This window comes from Marinobacter sp., from assembly GCF_052091845.1.
Lineage (GTDB): Bacteria > Pseudomonadota > Gammaproteobacteria > Pseudomonadales > Oleiphilaceae > Marinobacter.
Genome location: NZ_JBQDCO010000003.1, coordinates 58,377 through 82,714 on the forward strand (window position 1 = coordinate 58,377; position 24,338 = coordinate 82,714).

Annotated in this window: 21 protein-coding genes; 1 reads left to right on the forward strand and 20 read right to left on the reverse strand. The window is 53.5% G+C overall.

Features of this window, described 5'->3' with window-relative positions:
- Positions 1-7: 7 nt before the first annotated feature.
- From ACTHYN_RS01845 to leuC, 15 genes are all read right to left on the reverse strand, one after another.
- A complete protein-coding gene (locus ACTHYN_RS01845; protein WP_441810792.1) occupies positions 8-1,243 on the reverse strand; it encodes an O-succinylhomoserine sulfhydrylase in 1,236 nt (411 codons plus the stop codon).
- A 26-nt stretch (positions 1,244-1,269) separates the two neighbouring features.
- Positions 1,270-2,796, reverse strand: coding sequence for an amidophosphoribosyltransferase (purF, locus tag ACTHYN_RS01850; protein ID WP_441810793.1), 1,527 nt, complete (start codon positions 2,794-2,796; stop codon positions 1,270-1,272).
- A gap of 34 nt (positions 2,797-2,830) precedes the next feature.
- Positions 2,831-3,367: a CvpA family protein gene (locus tag ACTHYN_RS01855; RefSeq protein ID WP_441810794.1), complete on the reverse strand. Its 537-nt coding sequence runs from the start codon at positions 3,365-3,367 to the stop codon at positions 2,831-2,833.
- 91 nt (positions 3,368-3,458) lie between these two features.
- A complete protein-coding gene (locus ACTHYN_RS01860; RefSeq protein WP_441810795.1) occupies positions 3,459-4,130 on the reverse strand; it encodes an SPOR domain-containing protein in 672 nt (223 codons plus the stop codon).
- A 111-nt stretch (positions 4,131-4,241) separates the two neighbouring features.
- Complete coding sequence (gene folC / locus ACTHYN_RS01865; protein WP_441810796.1) at positions 4,242-5,546, reverse strand: bifunctional tetrahydrofolate synthase/dihydrofolate synthase; 1,305 nt, start codon at positions 5,544-5,546, stop codon at positions 4,242-4,244.
- Positions 5,527-6,453, reverse strand: coding sequence for an acetyl-CoA carboxylase, carboxyltransferase subunit beta (accD, locus tag ACTHYN_RS01870; RefSeq protein WP_441810797.1), 927 nt, complete (start codon positions 6,451-6,453; stop codon positions 5,527-5,529). Before accD ends, folC begins: the two co-directional genes overlap by 20 nt.
- Positions 6,450-7,262 (reverse strand): tryptophan synthase subunit alpha, encoded by an 813-nt coding sequence (gene trpA, locus ACTHYN_RS01875; RefSeq protein WP_441810798.1) that lies wholly within the window; start codon positions 7,260-7,262, stop codon positions 6,450-6,452. Before trpA ends, accD begins: the two co-directional genes overlap by 4 nt.
- Before the next feature lie 19 nt (positions 7,263-7,281).
- Positions 7,282-8,490 (reverse strand): tryptophan synthase subunit beta, encoded by a 1,209-nt coding sequence (gene trpB / locus ACTHYN_RS01880; RefSeq protein WP_441810838.1) that lies wholly within the window; start codon positions 8,488-8,490, stop codon positions 7,282-7,284.
- Between the two features lie 26 nt (positions 8,491-8,516).
- Positions 8,517-9,134 carry a phosphoribosylanthranilate isomerase gene (locus tag ACTHYN_RS01885; protein ID WP_441810799.1) on the reverse strand — a complete coding sequence of 206 codons (618 nt, stop codon included), beginning with the start codon at positions 9,132-9,134 and terminating at the stop codon, positions 8,517-8,519.
- On the reverse strand, positions 9,131-10,042 hold the full coding sequence (truA, locus tag ACTHYN_RS01890) for a tRNA pseudouridine(38-40) synthase TruA (protein WP_441810800.1): 912 nt from the start codon (positions 10,040-10,042) through the stop codon (positions 9,131-9,133). The genes ACTHYN_RS01885 and truA overlap by 4 nt, the downstream gene beginning before the upstream one ends.
- Positions 10,043-10,148: 106 nt before the next feature.
- The gene (locus ACTHYN_RS01895) at positions 10,149-13,268 is read right to left on the reverse strand and encodes a FimV/HubP family polar landmark protein (protein WP_441810801.1); all 3,120 of its coding nucleotides are present in this window, start codon (positions 13,266-13,268) and stop codon (positions 10,149-10,151) included.
- Between the two features lie 312 nt (positions 13,269-13,580).
- A complete protein-coding gene (gene asd / locus ACTHYN_RS01900) occupies positions 13,581-14,696 on the reverse strand; it encodes an aspartate-semialdehyde dehydrogenase (protein ID WP_441810802.1) in 1,116 nt (371 codons plus the stop codon).
- Between the two features lie 112 nt (positions 14,697-14,808).
- Positions 14,809-15,882 (reverse strand): 3-isopropylmalate dehydrogenase, encoded by a 1,074-nt coding sequence (gene leuB, locus ACTHYN_RS01905; RefSeq protein ID WP_441810803.1) that lies wholly within the window; start codon positions 15,880-15,882, stop codon positions 14,809-14,811.
- An 88-nt stretch (positions 15,883-15,970) separates the two neighbouring features.
- The gene (gene leuD, locus ACTHYN_RS01910; RefSeq protein ID WP_441810804.1) at positions 15,971-16,618 is read right to left on the reverse strand and encodes a 3-isopropylmalate dehydratase small subunit; all 648 of its coding nucleotides are present in this window, start codon (positions 16,616-16,618) and stop codon (positions 15,971-15,973) included.
- Between the two features lie 21 nt (positions 16,619-16,639).
- Positions 16,640-18,058 carry a 3-isopropylmalate dehydratase large subunit gene (gene leuC, locus ACTHYN_RS01915; protein WP_441810805.1) on the reverse strand — a complete coding sequence of 473 codons (1,419 nt, stop codon included), beginning with the start codon at positions 18,056-18,058 and terminating at the stop codon, positions 16,640-16,642.
- Positions 18,059-18,239: 181 nt separating this feature from the next.
- Between leuC and ACTHYN_RS01920 the strand changes: the two genes are divergently transcribed.
- Positions 18,240-19,148, forward strand: coding sequence for a LysR family transcriptional regulator (locus tag ACTHYN_RS01920; RefSeq protein WP_441810806.1), 909 nt, complete (start codon positions 18,240-18,242; stop codon positions 19,146-19,148).
- A gap of 79 nt (positions 19,149-19,227) precedes the next feature.
- Here ACTHYN_RS01920 and aroC read toward each other — a convergent pair whose 3' ends face one another.
- The 5 genes from aroC to ACTHYN_RS01945 all read right to left on the reverse strand — a co-directional run bounded on the left by aroC (position 19,228) and on the right by ACTHYN_RS01945 (position 24,330).
- Entirely contained in the window at positions 19,228-20,322 is a 1,095-nt protein-coding gene (gene aroC, locus ACTHYN_RS01925) for a chorismate synthase (protein ID WP_441810807.1), read from the reverse strand.
- A gap of 37 nt (positions 20,323-20,359) precedes the next feature.
- Positions 20,360-21,262, reverse strand: coding sequence for a 50S ribosomal protein L3 N(5)-glutamine methyltransferase (gene prmB / locus ACTHYN_RS01930; protein ID WP_441810839.1), 903 nt, complete (start codon positions 21,260-21,262; stop codon positions 20,360-20,362).
- 96 nt (positions 21,263-21,358) lie between these two features.
- Entirely contained in the window at positions 21,359-22,495 is a 1,137-nt protein-coding gene (locus tag ACTHYN_RS01935; RefSeq protein WP_441810808.1) for a patatin-like phospholipase family protein, read from the reverse strand.
- A 4-nt stretch (positions 22,496-22,499) separates the two neighbouring features.
- A complete protein-coding gene (locus tag ACTHYN_RS01940; protein WP_441810809.1) occupies positions 22,500-23,414 on the reverse strand; it encodes a DUF4892 domain-containing protein in 915 nt (304 codons plus the stop codon).
- On the reverse strand, positions 23,407-24,330 hold the full coding sequence (locus ACTHYN_RS01945; RefSeq protein ID WP_441810810.1) for an alpha/beta fold hydrolase: 924 nt from the start codon (positions 24,328-24,330) through the stop codon (positions 23,407-23,409). The genes ACTHYN_RS01940 and ACTHYN_RS01945 overlap by 8 nt, the downstream gene beginning before the upstream one ends.
- Between the last annotated feature and the right edge of the window lie 8 nt (positions 24,331-24,338).

Consider the following 24,338-nt stretch of genomic DNA (forward strand, 5'->3'; position numbering starts at 1 on the left):
TCAAACATTAAGTGTTGCTTTCGTCCTGAAGCACCTGAAAACCTCTGTAAAGGTCTGTTTTCAGATCTTCGACTGCTTCTATGCCCACGGAGAGACGTAACAGATTTTCTGTTATGCCTGCTCTGGATTTATCTTCCGGGGATAACCGCCCGTGTGTTGTGGTCGCCGGGTGGGTGATCGTCGTTTTTACATCCCCCAGATTTGCCGTGATGGAGATCATTCGGGTGGCATCGATAAAACGCCAGGCTTCCTCACGCCCCCCTTTCAGACAAAACGACAGCACACCACCAAAACCTTTCTGCTGCTTTTTTGCAAGCAAGTGCTGTGGATGGCTTTCAAGCCCAGCGTAATATACGCACTCCACTTCTGGTTGCTGATCCAACCACTTCGCTAACTCTAACGCATTGTCGCAGTGGGCTCGCATACGGATTGGTAAGGTTTCCAAGCCTTTATGGAACACCCAGGCGTTAAAAGGGCTCATAGTAGGCCCGGCGGACCTCAGAAAACCATAAACCTCATCCATCAGTTTGTTCGGCCCGACCACAACTCCGCCGACACAGCGGCCCTGACCATCCAGATATTTGGTTGCAGAATGAATCACAATATCTGCGCCATGCTCAAAAGGGCGCTGCAGTACAGGCGTGCAAAAACAGTTATCTACCACAAACAAGGCATCGCTATCGTGGGCAAGTTTTGCCAGCGCCCCCATGTCTGCAACCTCACAAAGCGGGTTGGATGGCGTTTCAACAAATAGCATACGGGTGTCGGAACGCACTGCTGATTCCCACTCCTGGGTATCAGTGAGGCTTACAAAGGTGGTTTCGACACCAAATTTAGCCATATATTTCTGGAACAACACATTGGTGGTTCCAAATACGCCACGAGAGCAAATAACATGATCACCGCTTTGCAACAGAGCCATGCAGGTACTGAGAATAGCCGCCATACCAGACGACGTTGCAACAGCGCGCTCCCCGCCTTCCATGGCAGCCATACGACCCTCAAATGCCTGCACCGTGGGGTTGGTGAAACGAGAATAGATATTGCCCTGCTCTTCGCCACCAAAACGCGCCGCAGCCTGAGCGGCACTGCCGTATACAAAACTGGATGTGGGAAAAATAGCGTCACTGTGCTCAAGTTGGCCGGTTCGAATCTGCCCTGCCCTCACCGCCAGTGTATCCAGAGACATACCATCGAGATCCGATTCGGGAATCCGGATAATTTCTTCACGGTGAAAAGTCATGAGCGTCTCCTGGTAGGGCTCGGTAATTAGTCTTCGTCGTTGTAGAGATCAATAATGCCGTTATCCGATGAGGCAGCACTTTCTGCCCCTGAGCGCTTCATATCATTACGGGCTTCATCAAGGCGCTCGAGGTAGGCATCGTCAATCCCTCCCGTTACATAGTCTCCGGTGAACACGGAACATTCCCAACCGTCTATGTTTTCATTCACATCGCTAACGCACGTAACCAGATCTTCCAGATCCTGGTAGAGCAACCAATCGGCACCAATTAAGTCGCGGATTTCATCAACGCTTCTCTCGTGGGCAATCAGCTCTTTGGCAGATGGCATGTCAATGCCATAAACGTTGGGGTAACGCACCGGCGGCGCAGCAGATGCAAAATACACGTTTCTGGCGCCGGCATCCCTTGCCATCTGCACAATCTCCTTGCATGTGGTGCCCCGAACAATGGAATCGTCCACCAGCATCACGTTTTTACCGCGAAATTCGAGATCAATCGGGTTCAGTTTCTGGCGTACCGATTTTTTCCGCATCGTTTGGCCAGGCATGATAAAGGTTCGGCCGATGTAGCGATTTTTTATGAATCCTTCGCGGAATTTCAGCCCCAACCGGTGCGCCATTTGCATGGCTGATGTGCGGCTGGTATCCGGAATAGGCATAACCACATCAATATCGTGGTCCGGACGCTCACGCAGCACCTTATCTGCCAGGGTTTCTCCCATGCGAAGCCTGGCTTTGTATACCGAGACCCCGTCCATGATGGAATCCGGCCGAGCAAAATAGACATGCTCGAAGAGGCAGGGGTAAAGATTCGATTTTGTGGCACATTGCTGTGAATACAATGTGCCATCGGTTTCAATGTATACAGCTTCGCCTGGCGCAATGTCTCGCACCAATGTATATCCGGCCGCACTCAAGGCTACGCTCTCGGACGCAATCATATATTCTTTGTGGCCAGACTCGTCGGTTCTTTCGCCATAGCATACCGGGCGAATGCCGTTAGGATCACGAAAACCAACTATACCGTAACCGGTAATCATCGCTATCACGGCATAAGCGCCGACACAGCGTTGATGAACCGCACTGACTGCGGAAAAAATATCATCCTTTGTCGGATCAAGCTTACCCAGCTTTTGCAGCTCGTGTGCAAACACGTTCAGCAGCACTTCAGAGTCCGAATTGGTGTTGATATGACGAAGATCGGTGCGGAACAAATCCCGGCTTAATTCGTCGGCATTGGTCAGATTACCGTTATGGGCCAGCGTGATGCCATAAGGGCTGTTCACATAAAAAGGTTGAGACTCTGCAGAGCTGGAACTTCCTGCCGTTGGGTAGCGCACATGGCCGATACCTACATTGCCAACCAGGCGGTGCATATGGCGAGTATGAAAAACATCACGAACCAGACCATTATCCTTGCGCAGATAAAACCGTTCGTCCTGAAAGGTAACAATACCCGCCGCATCCTGGCCTCGGTGCTGAAGGACAGTCAGTGCATCGTAAAGCGACTGATTGACGTTGGAAGTGCTGACGATACCGACAATGCCACACATGGATAAGGTAATCTCCGGGTGTTAATTCTGAATGTTAGCGAGCTGCAGACGTGGGTTCCACGGCCTTTTGGGAATCAGGTTCAAGAAAACGGGCGAACTCATCGCCGAATGTCCGTCTGGACCAGTCCTCAACCACCGCAAGGCGATCGATCATGACAGATGTCCTCCACCAGGTATCCTGGGCCAGAGGGGTATAACGGATAAATGCAATTGCCACGATCACAACCACAATGCCACGCAACAGGCCAAATCCCATACCCAGCACTCTGTCAGTCGCTGACAGCCCTGTAGCACGGACGAGATGCCCGATCATGTTATTAATGATTGCGCCAACGATGAGTGTTCCGAAAAAGAGAATGGCAAATGCCGCTATCAGACGTACAAGCGGCGTTTCAACGGTATTTTCCAGCAAGGCCTGCATTTGCGGATGAAAAGTGCGGGCAAGAATGAACGCCCCCACCCACGTGACCAAAGACAAAGCTTCTTTTACGAAACCCCGCTTTAAACTAATAAGAGTGGAAACTGTGATGAGGGCAATGATGACCCAGTCAATCCAGATCAGCGCGTCCATGTATGTCCCGATGGAGAAAAGGAAGCGCGAATTCTATCAGGAAACCCGGGCGCACCAAACCGCCTGCGTGATATAAACCACGTAAAAAGTGCTATTTAGCGCCTGACGTAACCAGACTGTTCAAGCCGAAAGCCTTATCCAGGGTACGCTTTGCAGCTTCTGCTTTCGATTTTTCCGCAAAGGGCCCGCTAAACACCCGTGTGAGAGTGTTGTCACCGCGAACGACTTCTTGAAGATGCGAGTTATAACCTTTTTCGCGAACATCATCACGAAGGCCCCGGGCGTTGTCGCTATTTCCGAAGCTACCCAGTTGCACTACCCAGGCACCTTTTAATGACCGGGTAAACTCAGCTTCTGTTTGCTCAGTGCTCACCGGTGTTTCCGGCTCTTTTGAGGTCACAGGCTCGGGCGCTGCCGGTTCAGGGGCGACGGATTTGGCCACTTCGGGCTCTGCGCTGTCGGATTCGGGCTCCGCGCTGTCGGAATTGCCCGTGGCAGGTTGAGCGGCGGGCTCGCCATTTTCCACAATTTTGAAGTCTTGAGCGGCGGGTTCCTGGCTCGAAGCTTGATCCTGCTGGTATGAGGGGGGCGGCGCTATATCCGACTCTGGCGCTTCCACTTCCGGAAATGGTGGCTCTTCGGGAATATTAATCGACGTAGAAGTACGTTCTGAGTGAGGCTCATCAAAAACCATAGGAACAAAGATAACGGCCAGTGAGATCAGTACCAGCGCCCCAATTATTCTTTGCTTCAGTCCATCCACGTTGTTCAGCTCCCGGTTCGTTTTTGCTGAATTATAGTAACCGCCCACCCGCCATAACTCAAAGCCCTGCGGTTCCCTATGGATAAAGTTTAAGGCGACCAAACGCCTGGCTTACAGCAACAACGCACGCGCTCCGGCAACGGTAAAGAATGAGCCAAAAACAATCACGATGTCGGCAGGGGCGGCACCGACCTTGGCAGACTTAATAGCATCGGCAACGGAGTTGTGAGTGCTTGTCTGGCTCGGAAGGCAAGGGGCAAGCCTGGCACTGAGTGTTTCAGCACTTAGCCCCCGGGGCATATCCAATCCGGCCAAATGCCAGGTATCAACCACCGGAGCCATGGCCTGGACCACACCCTTTGCATCTTTATCTTCAAGCGCAGCATACACAGCGTGAACCTTGCGACTGCCGCCTTTTAGTACTCCGAGCCGTTGGGACAACCACCTGGCTGCGTGCGGATTGTGTCCCACATCGACATACAGGTCCGGGCGTTGTTCGAGGCGCTCAAAACGCCCTGGCAAACTGATCCGGGGCAGCGTGGTTTCTACCAAGGATACCTCCCCGGCCGGCTCAAGTATGTGCATAGCCACAACAGCGGCCGCCACGCTCTGAACCGGCAAGGGCCCAGCCGGAAGCCTGATAACCTGCCCTTGATGGTGCAGGCGGGCTGTCATTTCACCGGTATCCGCGACTATCTCTTCGATACTATAGTCGCACCCCGCCCTTAGTAGCCGGACCTTCTGAGCCGCTGACTGTTGCAGCACAGAGCTTGGCGGGTTCATATCGGCAACAATGGCAGGAATGCCAGGGCGAAGAATACCCGCCTTCTCAAAGCCGATAACCTCACGGTTGTCGCCCAGAAATGTGACATGATCGATATCAACCGACGTAATAATGGCCAAATCCGGGTCTATCACGTTCACCGCATCTAGCCGCCCGCCAAGGCCAACCTCAAGTATCCAGTCCTGCACGCCAGATTCCTCAAGGGCCACAAACGCGGCCAGCGTGCCAAACTCAAAATAAGTCAGGGTGACTGAACCCCGGGCAGCCTCAACCTTTTCAAACGCGCAGATCAGTGCTGAGTCATCAATATCCACACCGTCAATACGAATGCGTTCGTTGTAGCGCTGAAGATGCGGCGATGTATAGGCACCCGTTCGCCGGCCAGCCGCTTTCAGCAGGGCCTCAAGGGTTCCAACGGTACTGCCTTTCCCATTGGTGCCTGCAAGCGTAATGACCCGGGCATCTGGCTTGTGTCTGAACAATCGGCGCAACACCACCAGAACCCGGTCAAGGCCGAGATCAATGTCGGTGGGATGGATCAATTCCAGCCAGGACAGCCATTGGGCAACAGTGGCCCCGGCCCCCGGCGCTTTGGGGGGCGGGACTGCATTCTTACTCGGTGGGGGTGTCAATGTCTGGTTTTTCCGTTATTTCAAATTCGATGGGCTCGTCCGTTCCGGGCGATTCCGAGCCGGTGAACTTGGCCAGCACATGAGCTATACGTTCGCGCATCTGGTGTCGATGCTGGATCATGTCGATCGCACCATGCTCCAGCAAAAACTCACTGCGCTGAAATCCTTCCGGCAATTTTTCACGAACGGTCTGCTCAATCACCCGCGGGCCGGCAAAACCGATCAGGGCATTGGGCTCGGCAATATTGAGATCGCCCAGCATAGCGAGACTGGCAGAGACACCCCCAAACACTGGGTCCGTCATCACGGAAATGTATGGAATGCCCTCTTGCTTCATGCGCTCAAGCACTGCTGCGGTTTTGGCCATCTGCATTAGCGACAAGATGGCTTCCTGCATACGGGCTCCGCCACTGGCTGAAAAACAAACCAGAGGAATGCGCTCCGCGAGTGCAACATTGGCCGCCTGTACAAATTTCTCGCCCACGACCTGCCCCATGGAGCCGCCCATAAACCCAAATTCAAACGCACAAGCTACCAACGGAACACCCAGTGTCGTGCCCTTTTTAGCCACCAGCGCGTCTTTCTCTCCGGTGGCTTTCTGGGCCTGCACGAGGCGATCTTTATAGCGCTTGGAGTCCTTGAACTTCAACCGATCCCAAGGTTCCAGATTTTCGCCAATTTCCTCTCGACCTTCTTTATCAAGAAAAATATCGAGACGACGGCGAGCGTTGACCCTCAAGTGATGGTTGCACTTGGGGCAAACATCCAGGTTTTTCTCCAGCTCCGGCTTGTAGAGAAAGGCACCACACTTCGGGCATTTCTTCCAAAGCCCTTCGGGTACGCCTGTTCTGCGATTGGATTCCGAGCGGATCTTGCCCGGCATTATCTTGTCCAGCCAGTTACTCATGGTTTTATCCTGTCCAGTGCTTCTCGCATCGGGGTGAGCAGATCTGTCAGTGCTCGTTTAAGCCCTTCGATATCTGCCTGATTTCTGGCTATTGTATCGACCAGCACGCTGCCAACAATTACACCATCGGATACCCGCCCCACGGCAGCAGCTGTTTCTGCATCGCGAATACCAAAGCCGACACCAACCGGCAGAGCCGTTAATTCATGAATGTGCGCCACTTTAGCAGCGACATGATCCACATTTATCTTAGCGGCTCCGGTTACGCCATTAAATGAAACATAGTACACATACCCCGAAGAGTGATCGGCAATGGCACGAATTCTTTCATCAGTGGTGGTTGGCGCAAGCAGGAAAATGGGGTCGAGCCCCCTTTGGGAAAACAGAGGCGCAACGTCATCAGCCTCTTCTGGCGGCAAATCCACCGTAAGAACGCCATCTACACCCGCCGCAACCGCCGCATCAGCAAACACGTCGTAGCCCATGGCTTCAATGGGGTTAAGGTAGCCCATCAAAACAACCGGCGTTGTGGTGTTGGTTTCCCTGAACTCACTTACCATCGCCAAAACAGCGCGCAAAGAGGTGTTATGTTTGAGCGCTCTCTCACAGGCCAGCTGGATCACCGGCCCATCGGCCATGGGGTCCGAGAATGGCACCCCCAGCTCGATAATATCAACACCTGCATCGACCATACTATGCATCAGGCCGACCGTTTGGTCTGGGTGAGGGTCACCGGCGGTAATAAACGGAATAAGGGCCTTGCGGCCTTGTCCTTTGAGGGTGTTAAGAACCCCTTCAATTCGGCTCATGCCTGCTCCTGTTTATTGTTCAAAGTTCAATACCATCCAGCTGTGCAATGGTATGAATGTCTTTATCGCCGCGGCCGGATATGTTGATGATAACCGTTTGATCCTTGTCCATCGTAGCTGCCAGTTTGAGGGCATAGGCTACCGCGTGTGACGTTTCCAGCGCAGGCATAATGCCTTCCACCTGGGTAAGCCTGCGAAATGCGCCGAGCGCCTCTTCGTCGGTTACCGACACATAATTGGCGCGACCAATATCCTTTAGCCAGCTGTGCTCAGGCCCCACACCGGGATAGTCCAGGCCAGCACTGACAGAGTGCGTACTCGCAATCTGGCCGTTTTCGTCTTCCATCAGATAGGTACGGTTACCGTGCAGTACTCCGGGGCGTCCGGCGCACAAAGGGGCGGCATGATCACCCGAATCAATACCTAGCCCGCCGGCTTCTACACCATAGAGTTGCACAGATTCGTCTGTGAGGAATGGGTAGAACAAGCCAAGGGCGTTGGAACCGCCACCTACGCAAGCCACCAATGCATCTGGCAGCTTGCCGGTCTTTTCGAGTGACTGTTGACGCGCTTCGCGACCAATCACTGACTGAAAGTCCCTGACCAACAATGGGTATGGATGGGGTCCGGCAACTGTCCCGATTATGTAGAACGTATCATCAACGTTGGTGACCCAGTCGCGCATGGCTTCATTCATGGCATCTTTTAACGTGCGGCTTCCACTTTCAACCGCATGCACCTGAGCGCCCAGCAACTTCATGCGATACACATTCAGGGACTGGCGCTGCACATCTTCAGCGCCCATAAACACGTGGCAGTCAAGGCCAAGGCGCGCGCACACAGTGGCCGTGGCGACACCGTGTTGCCCCGCGCCTGTTTCGGCGATAATTCGCTTTTTACCGAGAAAGCTGGCCAGCAAAACTTGCCCAATCGTGTTATTTACCTTGTGAGCGCCTGTATGATTAAGATCTTCACGTTTCAACCAAATCTGCGCGCCACCGGTTTCGCGGGTTAACCGCTCAGCGAAGTACAGCGGGCTGGGCCGGCCAACATAATCCGCCAGATCCTTGTCAAACGTCGCCTGAAACTCCGGATCTGCCTTCAACCGAAGGTACTCCTTCTCAAGAGTCATCAGGGAATCCATCAGGGTTTCGGAAACGAACCGCCCTCCAAAGGCACCAAAATGCCCCCGCGCATCCGGCAGTGCCGCCAGCATTTCTTCAGTCAACTTTACAGACACGGTGAACCTCTCTATTAGACTCGATGAGCCTCTTTAATGAAGTCAGAAATTTTTTCGATGTCTTTGATGCCTTTGCTTATTTCAACACCACCACTGACATCAACAGCCCAGGGCCTCACCTTCTCGACAGCGCCAGCCACGTTAGCAGATGACAAACCGCCGGCCAATATAAGAGGCAAAGAGCGTTGCGCCGGAACCAGATCCCAATTAAACGTGCTGCCTGTTCCGCCGTAACGGTGAGGGTCCCATGCATCCACTAACAGACCCGAAGCGAGCTGGTAATCGTTGAACGCCTGTTTAATCTGTTCGGCTTTTTGAACCCTCACAGCCTTGATCCATCGCCGGCCAAACCGACCGCAGAACTCTGGAGTTTCATCGCCATGAAACTGGAGTAAATCCAGTGGAACACGGCCAAGAACCTCCCTGACCTGCTCTTCCGTTGGATTCACAAACAGCCCAACCACTGAAACAAACGCAGGGGCCTGCCTGGCCAGAACCTCCCCTTCTTCAGCAGTAATAGCCCGGGGACTGGGAGCGTAGAATACAAATCCCAAGGCGTCCGCCCCTTTATCAACCGCTGCTTTCACATCCTCAACACGGGTCAGACCACAAATTTTGATGCGTGTTTTCATGGCGCCTGCACCGGCTTTTGTTTGATATGAATATGCGTGGGTTCCACTGGACTGTTCTGTGCCTTGCCAAACCAAGGCCTTACAAAGGCCGGGCCACACTCCGCAGCAGGCACAGGGAAACCTCGCGGATACCCCACGTCTACCAGATACAAACCATGCGGCGGGGCGGTAACGCCTGCAAGGGTGCGATCCCTGGCAAGTAGTATGTCATTAATCCAGGATAACGACTGCTTTCCCGTCCCCACGTCCATGAGTGCCCCCGCAATATTTCGAACCATGTGGTGTAAAAATGCATTGGCCTGAACATCAATTACGACGAAACCACCTTTCCGGGTTACGTTTATTTGCTCAAGAAAACGAACCGGAGTTCGGGATTGGCAGCCTGCAGCACGAAATGAAGAGAAATCATGCTCTCCTACAAGCGCTTGGGCAGCATAATGCATGCGCTCGGCATCCAGAGGCCTGAACGTCCAGCTTACCTGACCACGCTGAATTCCGGGCCTGACCGGATTATTATAGATCACATAGCGATAGCGCCGGTAAACTGCAGAGAAACGAGCGTGAAAATCGTCACTACCATTCCCTGCCCAGTGCACAGAGATATCAAACGGCAGAGCAGTATTTATGCCCATTACCCATGAACGAAGGCTGCGAATGGAAGGCGTTTCAAAATGAGCGATTTGGTAACTTGCATGAACTCCAGCATCAGTGCGGCCAGCGCATACCAGGTCTACCGGATGGTCTGCTACCTTTGACACAGCTCTCGTAAGCTCTGCTTCGACCGAACGAACGCCGGACTTTTGCAGCTGCCAACCATGAAATTCACGGCCATCATATTCAAAAGCCAGAGCAACCCGCCCGCCACCGATAACTTTATCCGTTGTGAGTTCCTGGGGGTAGAGAAACACGTATGAACCCGAAAAGTATGTTGCTGTAAAAAGAAAACGCCGGCTGATTGCCGGAGTGTACCCCCAGCGGCCGGCGTTTGCTGCCTCAATATCCGATTATAACGGATCAGGACAGATTTTTAAGCAGATCCTGTGCTTCGACTTTCTGGTTGTCATCCCCCTCGAGAGACACTTCTTCGAGTATGTCGCGGGCGCCGTCGCTGTCACCCATCTCGATATAAGCTCTTGCCAAATCCAGCTTGGTCGCAGCTTCGTCTGTTCCCGCAAGGAAATCAAAATCATCGTCGTCACCAAGATCGCCTTCATCGATATCGGTAACGGGTGACTTTGCAGTCTCGTCCTGAACTTCATCAGACGCTACAGGTAGGTCCTCCTGCTCGATGTCACCCAGACTATCTTCAAGTCCAAGTTCATCGTCCAGAGAAAGCTCATCTTCCAGGGACAGCTCATCTTCTTCCGGACCAGCACCAGCGGAGCGTGCAGAATCTTCTGAATCGGAGAACTCTTCCATAAGGGCAAGATCGTCGTCGGATACATCCAGCTCAAGGTCATCAAGTGAAGACTTTTCCATTTCGGAACCGCCAAGCTCACCTTCATCACCTGCAACCTTATCCAACTCAGCATCCAGCTCATCAAGGAAGGACTCATCCAGAGACTCAAGACCTGTGTCTTCAGAATCTGTCCCAGCTTCAAATGGGTCGTCAGACGCTAACTCGGGCGAATCTTCAAGAGACGCAAATGCATCCTCAAGTGATTCCTCCTCCGGCTCCTCGAGCGAGTTATCAAAAGGCTGTTCAAGTGAGTCTTCAGCCTCCGGATCGTCCAGATCGATTTCCAAAGAAGAGTAATCGCTGGCCTCTTCCTGAGCGTCTTCCGGCGTCTCGTCTTCGGCATCTGACAAGTCAAGCCCAGACAGATCGTATTCGATCAGACCGTCATCGTCCTTTTTCTCTTCATCGACACCCGTGTCTGCCTCAGCTGGCTGATCTGTTTCGTCCAGGGCATCAAGACCGTAGTTCGTCTGGCCTGAGCCAAACTCGCTGAACCCGTTTTCTTCCTGCCCTGACTCTTCACGTACAAAGTCGTCGGTAGCCTCAGTTTCTTCACCAAAGGACCCTGAGCGCAGCTGAGATTCAAGGTCATCAATGCTAGGCATTGATTCAGCCTCTTCAAGGCGGGCACGAAGATCACTTGCCTGGGCAATTGCCTCTTCATCATCCAGTGTCTGGATTTCGCTGTATTGCTTTTCGAAAGACTCACGGTCCTGGTTGTCTGCATACACCCCTAAAAGCTTCAGTCGCAGGTCAGTGCGGCTCGGCTCTCGGGAAATGGCAGTTTCCAGCACCTCGCCAGCCTGATCATAACGACCATAGGCCACGTAGGCATCTGCTTCTGCCAGAGCATCACTGACACGGCTCTGCTCAGACTCGCCCTCATCGAGGGTTAAATCAAATGCACCGTTTTCAGACCCATCTGTTTCACTGTTCAGCTGCTCATAAAATGCCTTTTCACGATTCGCACTGCGGCGCGCCAACAGCAAAAGAATCAACAGCAGCAGAACAAGACCACCACCCAGAGCAACCTGATAAAGTGTGTTGCCGGTAATCGCATCAATCAAGTTGCCTGGAAAGCCTTTATCTGCAACTGGTTGCGACTTGGGTTCGGGCTTTATCTCAGGGTTGGGCTCAGCCTTTGCCGGCGCCTCCGACGCTTCGGCATCAGTCCCGGTGTCGGTGTCAGAGATACCATCAGCCGGCGGTGCGTCAGAGACTGCACTGTCAGTATCAGCCATACCCCCGGTTTTATCTGGTTCAGCAGTTCCGGCTTCATCCAGACTGCCCTCTGACGGCTCAGCGCCCGACTCTGCAATGCCCGATTCATCAGTGGATGCTTCCTGCTCCGCACTTTGATCGGTTAGCTCACCGGTTTGCTCGGCAGCATTCCCGGCCACTTGTGCCTGTTCGGTGCTCAGCTCAGCGCCGACCCCTGTTTCTGCTCCCTGGCCTGCGCCAGAAGAAGCCGGCTCAGCTTGATCAGCCGCTGCAGCATCGTCGCCGTCCTGCGGAGCATCCAGTTCTGTCGCGTCGTTCGCGGCAGCACCTTGCTGAACTTCCGCAAGCTGGTTGTTTTTAAGCTCGATCAAACGCTGCAGCGTCTTCACCTGGTCTTGCAGATCGTCAACGCGGCTGTTGAGCTCATCGTTTTCGCGGCGGGCGCTTTCAAGCTCTTCCATAGCTATGGCTTCGCCAGCATCTACGCCGCCGGCAAGCTGACCATCACCACCCGCAGAACCACCCTCTGTTTCGCTTCGACCACCTTTGTCATCAGCGACCAGCAGCTTGAGCTCATCGCCAGTGGCGGCTGGTTCACCAGCTCCCTGGTTTTCAGGCTGCCGGGGAGCAGTAGCGTCTACGGTGCGCCTGGGCTTCTGGAACGCCTCATTCTGTTGCGCCACCGCTTGATTTGCCTCGGCGCGACTGCGACTGCGAACCTGATCTGCAGTCGGTACACGCAGTACTTGCCCACGCTTTAGCCGGTTGATGTTATTGCCCATAAAGGCATCCGGGTTCAGGTCCTGCAACGCCAGCATTACCTGCTGCGTTGAAAGACTGCTATCCGGGCGAACAGCAGAGGCAATGGTCCATAAAGTATCAGCCGGCCCTGTCGGCCCGAACGTGTCTGACCGATAATTACTGCCGCGGGACTGTTCTACCCTGGCCTGTGAACGGGTCGACCCGGCGCTGCGAGCAGACGATGCAGGGCGTGACTGATCCGCCGGGGCACTTGAGGGCGACTGCACTTTCTCTGAAACACCAGAGTCTTCCGCATAAACCGGCGGGTCAACCAACACAGCGTATTCACGCATCAATCGGCCATTAGGCCAGGTAAGTTCCAGCAAGAAGTTGAGGTACGGCTCCCTCAGTGGTTCACGTGAGGAGACATTCACCACCAAGCTGCCATTGGCGAGAGTTGTTACGTCAAAATTGAGCTTTCCAAGAAACTGGTTTCGCTCCAGGCCGAGACGTTGATAAGCCTTTTCCGGAGCTATGTTCACAAACACATCAGCCGGATTCACGCCCCGGCTCTGTGGTAGAACAATCTCCGCATTCATCGGCTCATTCAGATAGGACTGAAGTTCAATTTCACCCAATCCAAGGGCGTGAGCGACGCCGGATCCGAGCCCTCCCGCCAGAGCCAATGCAACCGCAAGCTTGCGTACCTTCATGCTTTTTCCTTTCCAGTCTCCGATATCCGCGACTGCTGTTTAAACAGAATCGGACGAGGTGGGATGACTTCCGTCTGGATAATTCTGGATTAATATGTCGCGCGTTTAACTTTTAGCCCGGCAAGTATTGTTGATAAGATCTCTTTTATCAATCAATCAGCTGCAATCCTTGCACCCTTTATTTATCAGTTGCACGGAACTTCCTAGCGTCCCTGAAAATAACAGGGGCGGAGACTGAAATCAGCCTCCGCCCCCTAGCCGGCTTCTCGAAACCGGACACAGTTGGCATTAATTGCCTCTACGTAACATTTCTTAACGTTCCTGCAAAATCCGTAACATACGACGCAGGGGCTCAGCAGCTCCCCACAGAAGTTGATCACCCACGGTAAACGCAGAAATATACTCTGGCCCCATGGTTAGTTTACGGATACGCCCAACAGGGACATTCAACGTGCCAGTTACCTTGGCAGGCGTCAGCTCCTCAATGCTCGCGTCACGATCATTAGGGATCACTTTCACCCAATCATTTGCGTTCGCCAGGATGGATTCGATCTCGGCGACAGGCAGATCTTTCTTGAGCTTGATGGTCAACGCCTGACTGTGAGAGCGCATGGCTCCGATCCTTACACAAAGACCGTCAATAGGAATCGGGTTGTCTGAGCGACCAAGAATTTTGTTGGTCTCTGCCCCGGCTTTCCACTCTTCCTTGCTCATACCATTATCGAGCTGCTTGTCGATAAACGGAATAAGGCTGCCAGCCAGCGGCACTTCAAAATGTTCGGTAGGGAAACCGTCAGAGCGCATGGTTTCAGTAACCTTGCGATCGATTTCCAGAATAGCCGAAGACGGGCTTGCCAGCTCTTCGCTGGCGCTACCATTCAACTCGCCCATCTGATTAAGCAGCTCGCGCATATTCTGGGCACCCGAGCCGGATGCAGCCTGGTAAGTCATGGGCGACACCCACTCGACCAAATCCTGCTCAAGCAGGCCGCCAAGGGCAAGCATCATCAGGCTGACCGTGCAGTTACCACCCACATAATCTTTCACGCCGCTCTCCAGAGCAGCATCGATTACATTGCGGTTAACCGGGTCAAGAATAATAACCGAGTGGTCCGCCATCCGCAGTGCAGAGGCCGCATCAATCCAGTAACCCTTCCAGCCCGCATCACGCAGTTTCTGATAAACCGCATCGGTGTAATCGCCACCCTGGCAGGTAAGCACAACATCGAGGGTTTTGAGGGTTTCAATATCGAACGCATCCTGAAGAGGCGGAACGCCCTCTTTTCCTACATCCGGCGCAGGCTGGCCGGTTTGCGATGTAGAGAAAAACACCGGATCGATATCGCTAAAATCATTTTCTTCACGCATGCGTTGCATGAGGACTGAACCTACCATGCCACGCCATCCTACAAGTCCAACTCGCTTCATGTGCGACCTTTGAACCTCATTTTGTGCCCGCCCTCAACCTTTATCGCTGGCAGGGACAGGAAGAATGATCCCGCAGCAACCGCATCGTGTTGCTGTCGGGCTTTATCGTATATTACAGAGCAGCCAGTACCGCATCACCCATTTCGCGGGTAGACACCTGAGTACCGTTTTCCGACATAATATCAGACGTACGCAACCCTTGATCCAGCACGCTGCTTACCGCGGCTTCAATAGCCGCTGCAGCCTGCTCTTCGCCCAGACTGTATCGCAACATCATTGCCGCACTAATAATCGTGGCGAGCGGGTTGGCCATACTTTTACCGGCTATATCCGGGGCTGAGCCATGGCAAGGCTCGTACATCCCCTGCTTTTTCGAGTTCAGTGATGCCGAAGGCAACATACCAATTGAGCCGGTAAGCATGGCTGCTTCGTCAGACAGAATATCACCAAACATGTTTCCAGTCACAATCACATCGAATTGCTTAGGTGCACGAACCAACTGCATCGCGGCGTTATCAACGTACATATGAGACAGCTCTACGTCTGGATACTCGCTCTGAAGATCATTCATGATTTCACGCCACAGCACCGTTACTTCCAGCACGTTAGCCTTGTCAACAGAGCACAGCTTTTTGCCACGCTGCTGCGCCGCTTCAAACGCCACCCGGCCAATACGGCGGATTTCGGATTCCTTATAAATATAGGTGTTGTAGCCTTCACGCTCGCCATTTTCGAGCTCGCGAACGCCTCTGGGCTGGCCAAAATAGATGCCACCGGTAAGCTCTCGCACAATCATGATGTCCAGGCCGGAAACCACTTCAGGCTTAAGAGACGACGCCGAGGCAAGCTGCGGGTATAGAATGGCCGGACGCAGGTTAGCGAACAACTCCAGATTTGAACGTAAACCCAGCAACCCTTTCTCCGGGCGCTTTTCCATGGGCAGACCATCCCACTTGGGGCCACCGACAGCCCCCAGTAAAATAGCGTCGGCTTTGCGGGCTTTGTCCAGCGTATCTTCTGGCAGCGGGTTGTCCACGGCATCCAGTGCAGCACCACCGACCAGGGCCGACTCGAAGCCAAGATTCAAATCAAATTTATTGTTGATGGCATGCAGGACTTTTTCAGCCTCTGCAACAATTTCCGGACCTATACCGTCACCCGGCAGAAGAAGGATATTTCTAGACATATTGGGCTTCCAAGTACTCGAAAACCGGGCCGACCTGGCCCGGTGAATTTAATGAATGTTACCTGTTTGGTACGATCAGATCCGACCTTTACTGGCCGGCACCAAATAACCAGGGCGCTGTTTGGCGACGCTGGTTTTCGTAGGCTCTGATCTGCTCAGCGTCTTCAAGGGTAACGCCAATATCATCCAGGCCATTGAGCAGACAGTGGCGACGAAAATTATCCACACTGAATCCGAAAGACTCACCCGAGGGCGTGACCACGGTTTTAGCTTCCAGATCCACTGTCAACTGATAGCCTTCAACAGCCTCAGCCTCCTGAAACAACTGCTCCATCACATCCTCTTCCAGAACAATGGGTAACAAGCCATTCTTAAAGCAGTTGTTGTAGAATATATCAGCAAAGCTGGGCGCAATAATTACCCGAAAACCATAATCATCAAGAGCCCAGGGAGCATGCTCTCGGCTGGAGCCACACCCGAAGTTACTACGGGCCAAAAGCACACTGGCGTTTTCGTACCTTGGCTGATTCAGTACAAAATCCGGATTCAGTGGGCGGTTAGCGGTATCTTGATCCGGCTGTCCTTCATCCAGATAACGCAGCGCATCAAACAGATTCGGGCCAAACCCCGTGCGCTTGATGGATTTCAAAAACTGCTTGGGAATAATCATGTCCGTGTCCACATTGGAACGGTCCATGGGGGCTACAAGGCCCTTGTGTTGCGTAAATGCGCGCATGGTTCAGTTCTCTCCTGTGGCTCAGTTCAGCAGTTCGCGAACATCAACAAAATGACCGGCTATTGCTGCCGCTGCAGCCATAGCCGGGCTCACCAGATGGGTGCGACCACCAAAGCCCTGCCGGCCTTCAAAGTTTCGGTTAGAGGTAGACGCACAATGCTCGCCCTGGCCGAGTTTGTCAGCATTCATGGCCAAGCACATAGAGCAACCCGGATCGCGCCACTCAAGCCCTGCTTCAATGAAAATCCGGTCCAGACCTTCGGCTTCTGCCTGGGCTTTCACCAGGCCTGAGCCCGGAACAACCATGGCCTGAAGTAAACTGTCTGCCACTTTGCGACCCTTAACGACCACCGCGGCTTCCCGCAGATCTTCTATGCGGCTGTTGGTACAGGAGCCGATAAACACCCTGTCCAGTTTGATGTCCGTAATCGCCTGGTTTGGCCTCAGCCCCATATACTTCAATGCCCGCTCAATGCCTTCGCGCTTAATCGGGTCTTCTTCTTTGGCTGGGTCGGGCACATTGCCAGTCACGTTTACAACCATTTCCGGAGACGTACCCCAGCTTACCTGGGGCATAATGTCTGCACCGTCCAGCTCAACAACTTTATCGAATACCGCATCCGAATCACTATGTAGTGTGCGCCAATATTTAACCGCGGCATCCCAGGTTTCGCCTTTGGGCGAGAACGGTCGGTCTTTTACATATTCAATGGTGGTGCCATCAACCGCTACCATGCCTACGCGAGCGCCGGCTTCGATAGCCATATTACAAATGGTCATCCGGCCTTCCATGCTCAGGTTCTGAATAGCCTCACCACCAAACTCAATGGCATGCCCAGTGCCGCCAGCTGTACCGATTTTCGCAATCACCGCAAGCACAATATCTTTGCCGGTAACACCGGCACCTAACTGGCCGTTTACCTTCACCAGCATATTTTTCATCTTGGTCTGAACCAGACACTGGGTGGCCAGTGCATGCTCAACTTCGGAGGTACCAATACCATGGGCAAGACAACCAAAGGCCCCATGCGTAGACGTGTGGGAATCGCCACACACAATGGTCATACCTGGCAGTGTTGCACCCTGCTCTGGCCCGATCACATGCACAATGCCCTGACGCTGGTCCTTAATCTTGAACTCAAGAATCCCGAACTCGTCACAGTTTTTATCGAGTGTTTCTACCTGAATGCGAGAAACCGGATCAACAATACCCTCAATACCCTGGGCACGATTTGTGGTAGGTACGTTGTGATCCGGTGTTGCCAGGTTGGCATCGATTCGCCAGGGTTTTCGATTTGCAAGGCGCAGCCCTTCAAAAGCCTGCGGCGACGTCACCTCGTGCAGCAACTGGCGATCAATGTAAATCAGCGCAGAACCATCATCCCGCTGCTTTACCAAATGATCGTCCCACAATTTATCGTATAAGGTCTTGCCCGCCATGATTCTCTCTCACTTTCTGGAGGTACAGTTTTGATGCTCTGGATCAAAGCATTCTATTAATACTCTATACCTATGATAGCGTCGCCCCATGAATAACCGCAATTCATGTTTTTCATCTATCGCATTCCATGCAGTTATGGATTAACCTTTCCTGACAGGAGATAAAACAGGAAAACAGATTTTGGACTCAAACGCCCTAAAAGCTTTCCTCACTATCGTCGATCAAGGCTCCTTTTCGGAAGCCGCCGAGCAACTACATCTTACCCAGCCGGCCATCAGTAAACGCCTGGCCGCGCTGGAAAACCAGCTAGGCACACCTTTAATAGACCGCAGCAACCGGCAAATCCGCCTGACCGACTCAGGCAGCCGACTCCTGCCTCATGCCCGTAAAATTCTCGACGAAATCCACAACGCCCGCATCGCGCTTTCACCAAATTCGGGCCAGATAGAAGGCGAACTGCAAATAATTGCCAGCCACCACATAGGCCTGCATCACCTGCCAAAATGGTTGCGCCGGTTCAAGCGCGAACACCCACATGTGACCATAAATCTCCAGTTCATGGAATCAGATGCAGCTTATGAGCAAATGCGCAAACGCAACGCCGAGCTGGCCTTTGTCACACTTAGCGACAGTATGCTCCCAAGCTTCAACGTGTTCGCACAATGGCCAGACCCCATGGCCTTCGTGGTAGGCTCGGATCACCCACTAGCCACGATGCTAAAACCAACACTGGCCGACCTGGCCAAACACCCAGCCTTGCTACCAGACACTTCCACCTCAACCTACCGCGTAGTAAGTCGGCTGTTTCTGGAGGCCAACCTGCCCTTACAGCCACAAATGCCCACCAACTACCTGGAAACCCTGAAAATGATGGCCAGTGTTGGCCTGGGCTGGAGCGTATTACCACTGCGCATGGTAGATGGCAGCCTGAAAGTGCTTGAAGGTGTGCTTACGGAAGAAACCAAACCGGGACACCCGGTTACCCGGGTGCTCGGCGGCATAGGGCTAACCGGCCGCCAGCCAGGCAACGCTGCAAAAGCGTTGCTGGCGATTGTTCAGGAAGAAGAAGGAAATCAAAACAAAGGTTAGCCGTAAGGTGTGACCGGCAACCCCCAGGCTATGGTGATTCAGCCCCATCTGACTGGATCATTTCATCAAACAACCAGGTCTACAGCTGCCCAATATCCGGTGTAGAAACAGCAACATCGCCATTCTGCCCGCGATGGCGCAGGTAGTGATCCATCAAAACAATGGCCATCATCGCCTCGGCAATCGGCGTAGCACGAATACCCACACAAGGATCGTGCCGCCCCGTCGTCACAACCTCAACAGGGTTGCCATCCACATCAATACCTCGACCGGGCAAACGCAAACTCGACGTCGGCTTCAACGCAATACTCGCAAGAACAGGCTGCCCCGAAGAAATGCCCCCCAAAACACCGCCAGCCTCATTCGACAGAAAGCCCTCAGGCGTCATCTCATCCCGGTGCGCCGTGCCCTTCTGATTGATACACCCAAAGCCCGCTCCAATTTCCACACCCTTCACCGCATTGATACTCATCAACGCATGGGCAAGGTCTGCATCCAGGCGGTCAAAAACCGGCTCTCCAAGCCCCGGTGGCACGCCTTCCGCAACCACATTGATACGCGCTCCGATAGAGTCACCCTCTTTACGCAGGGCATCCATGTAAGCTTCCATTTCCGGCACCTTATCGGCATCGGGACAGAAAAACGGGTTCTGATGAACCTGATCCCAATCGAGCTTCTCCACTCGAATGGGGCCAAGCTCCGACAAATACCCGCGGATACGAATACCCAGGCGTTGCTGCAAAAACTTCCTCGCAACCGCACCAGCTGCGACCCGCATAGCGGTCTCGCGAGCGGATGAACGACCGCCACCGCGATAATCACGCACACCGTACTTATGCATGTAAGTGTAATCTGCGTGCGCAGGACGGAACTGCTCCGAAATTTTGGAGTAATCCCTGGAGCGCTGATCTGTATTCTCGATTAACAGCCCAATCGGCGTGCCCGTGGTTTTGCCTTCAAACACACCAGACAGAATACGCACCTCATCTGCCTCGCGGCGCTGGGTAGTATGCCGTGATGTACCCGGCTTGCGACGATCCAGGTCCGCCTGCATATCCGCTTCTGAAAGCTCAAGCCCAGGGGGGCAGCCATCAATAATGCACCCCAGCGCAGCACCATGGCTCTCACCGAACGAGGTTACCGTGAACAGTTTCCCAAAAGAGTTTCCCGACATAATTCAGTATCTTGTAGTAGTATTTTAATAAAATAATTTAATGCTTGGCTTGCCACTGCCGAAGGTCCTGTTCAGTAATAGCAAAGACACCGTTGCCGCCGTTGCTGAATTCGAGCCAGGTAAACGGGAGTTCCGGGTAAGCTTCATCCAGCGCTATCCAGCTATTCCCCACTTCAACCACAAGCAAGCCACCAGGGGTAAGATGCCCGGCTGCGCCGGCAATGATCCTGTGTGCAATGTCCAGTCCATCATCGCCGGCTGTTAAGCCCAGTCTGGGCTCATGGTGAAACTCATCCGGCATATCAGCCATATCTTCAGCATCTACATAGGGCGGATTGCTTACAATAATATCGTATTGCCCGCTGATGTTCGCGAACACATCCGACTGCACCGTGCGAACCCTGCCGCGAAGCTCGTGAAGCTCTATATTTGAATCAGCCACCGCTAATGCATCTGCCGAAATGTCGGACAGATCTACACTGGCTTCTTCAAAGACAAAAGCGACACCTATGCCGATGCAACCGCTACCTGTGCAAAGATCCAGAACACGCTCAACCGGTTTGTCTGCCAGCCAGGGTTGAAAGCCGTTTTCAATCAATTCCCCGATCGGAGACCGTGGCACCAAAACCCGTTCATCCACATGGAATGGCATTCCCATAAACCAGGCTTCGCCTAGCAGATAAGCAAGGGGAACCCGCTCTTCTATCCGCCGCCGGATTCGCTCAAGAACGGTACGCCGCTCTTCCCTGGTAAGCCGCGCATCCAGAAACAGCGTGTTGTCTTCCAGCGGGAGATGCAGGCTTCGCATTACAAGCTGTACGGCTTCATCCCATACGTTATCCGTGCCATGGCCAAAAAAAACCGGCGAGGCGGCAAACTCGGAACAGGCGTAACGGAGGTAGTCGCGAACGGTGTGTAGATCTTCAATAGGGCTGGTCACAAACGCGGTTTCCTGTAATGTCGGATTCAGTGCAAGATTATACGCTGTTTCAACGGCTTGCTGCAGCCTGGTCGAACAGGCCATGACTGGGCCGGCCTAAATAGCCAGAGGCCCATAACTGCCTTGATTTTCTTCAAAGCGGTCCAGCGCCGCCGCCATTCGCTCACGCCCCAGTTGAATGAGTTCGGGCGCCTTGTGGTAATCGTAGCTCCGACACGCATTCTTGGGGATGTTAACCAGCAAATCCGGCGGGTAACCGGCAATTTTGTACTGAACAAGAGCGCTTTGCATGGTCTCGATTGTAAGGTTCATAACATCAAACTTGCCGATTCCAAGCTTGTCCCAATCTATGGTCTCGTGCTCTTCCTGCAGCGCTTTCTCGCTGTGTTTCCGGGGTTCTTTTTTCTGAACCTCTTTCGATATTTTCTGTTCCGGGCTGTCATCGGAGACATTCTTTCTCGGCCCCAGGGATCTCAACGCATCCCAATCGAACCAGCGTGAGGCTTTGTCGCGGAGAGTATTCATCCACTCGTCGGTATCTTCCTCATCAACGCTACCTGAAAACGCGGCATCCGGCACTCGTTGGCGACGATCATCCTCACCACTCAGGTTCACTGCAACGATAATATCCGCATGGGCAGAAATAGTGGGAATGATAGGCAACGGGTTCAGTAGCGCACCGTCAATCAACACCCGGCCACCCATAACCAGCGGTGTTACCACACCCGGGATGGAAACAGAGGCACGTATTGCCCGGTCCAGAGGGCCTTCCTGAAACCATATTTCCTTGTGGGCCAATAAGTCCGTCGCAACGGCTGTATAGTGCAGCGGGAGGTTTTCGATACGAGTATCACCCAGCATTTCCCGCACGACAGAGAAGATCTTTTCGCCCCGGATAGCACCGGAAGAATTAAAAGTGAGGTCCAGCAGCTTGAGCACATCAAACTGACCAAGCCCGGTTACCCAGTCTTTGTAATCCTGCATTTTGCCGGCAGCATACATGCCGCCAACCAGAGCCCCCATAGAACAACCCGATATGGCGACAATGTTATAGCCGCGCTCTGCCAAAATCTCTATCGCACCGATATGGGCATACCCCCGGGCACCACCACTGCCCAGAGTCAGAGCAACGGTTTGGCGTTTGCGCTTCGGGGCGTTGCTTTCGCTACTAGCTATCTCGGTGGCGGATATGTCGGAGCTGTCCACAACTTTGGAGACATCATTTTCTGACACGCAATTACCTCGTTATAACCATTACCTCAACCCGATCTCCCTCCCGGGCGGGATCGGCAATAACCACCGAAGGCCCGACAACAAGCAACTCCTGCTGTTGCCTGGAGACACCGGTTTTAGCCAGAATCTCGGAAAGAGACTCTGTCGCTTTGCGCGCGCGGTTGATGGAATCCTTGAACGATTCGTTTGCCCCCAGTGCGGAGTAGCCCACAAGGACCACCGTGGCACCTTCACGGCGTGCAAGCTCATTGATTTTACGGCGGTCTGTAGCTCGCCAGTCAAACTGGTAAGTAACGCCTCCGTGCCAGGGAACAACCACAGGACCGACAATGCGATTGTTTACCGTGCCAAGGCCGGGAACTGCCGCGCCAGCCGCTACCTGTAAATGCTCCACCCATACATACTCTCGCAGGTTGCCCCGGGTAACCGTATACACGGAGGTCAACCAGCGGCTGCCGTCCTCGGCAATACCACCGGCCACAAGATAATCCTGCGTTGCGTCCCGGCCATACAGAACCGACTGGCCAAACACCTGGTTTGCCCACACATTGCTTCGCCCGCAGCGAACCCCAGAGCACTCAAACAAAAGCTGAGCACCACGATCTTCAAGCAACCTCAAGTAGTGCTCTCGCGCTTCCCTGCGGTTCGCATCCCGGGAAATTTGATAAAGCCGCCCTTCCCCGGAAACCGGTAACCGGGCCATGGTTTCCGAGCGAATCTCGTTGTTCACCTCTCGTACAGGGCTGAACAGAACCAAATGTCCGGACGACTCAATAGGCACTGTTAATTCAAGCACGGATTGGGCAAATGCCTTGGGCATTGCCTGGAGCAGTTCGGCACTGGCAAGGCCGGACCCGAATAGCAGCAACACAGGTGCAAGCAAGCGACATACAAACAGTTTGCGCAAGGTATCACTCATTATTAAGGAAGTTTCTGACAACATCGGCAACCGGTCTGATATCCCCATCAAGATGACAGTGATGCCCACCGGGAACCTCCACTTTTTTTACGTTGGGCATCGCACTCAAGCGATTATCAAGTCCTTTACGACCAGTAAGCAGCCCTTCCCTGGCACTGACCAGTAATGTTCGAGACTGTACCGCTGCGAGAGAGGCCACTACCTGGCTTTCAGACATCATAAGTGGCGAAGGGTGGCGCAGGCGGGCGTCGGTGCGCCAGCTATATCCGCCGTCTGCAGGCTTGAGATTGCGCGGCATCAACGCCAGTGCAGCTTCATGGCTCAGTGGGCTGAGCCCGCCTTCACGAACTTTTGCTGCAGCCGCTATATCTCCATAGACAGCAGAGCGGCCAGACCCGGAGATGCGCTTGCGAATGGATTTGCGAAGCTGCGGGATGGTTTCATCTGCTGAGCGACTTAAGGCACCCAGGCTATCTATCATGACCAGCTTTCTTATACGTTCCGGAAAAGCCGCTGCATATAGCGAACCCACAATACCGCCCAGGGAGTGCCCCACAATATCCACTTTCGTGGTCTGTTCCGGGCCGCATATATGCGTTTCAATAAGCTCTGCGATGTCTGCAACATAATCCATTAATTGGTAGCTTTGGCCTGCAGGGCGATGATCGGAATGCCCATGGCCAGCAAAGTCCACTGCGTGCAACGCCGACAGCCGTGCCAGCTCCGGCGCCAGCTGACAGAAGGTAAGACTGTTATCAAGCCAGCCATGAAGCATTATGACAGGCGTGTTAGCCGCTTGTGATGCATTGTTAGCTGGCCAGCTCAAGCCTGCCAGCGTAATGTTTTGCAGTGGCCATTGCCTCTCCTGCAACCCGGCCTCGCTGCAGATGTCTGGCGATGTGGCAGGCTCATTCATTCTGAATC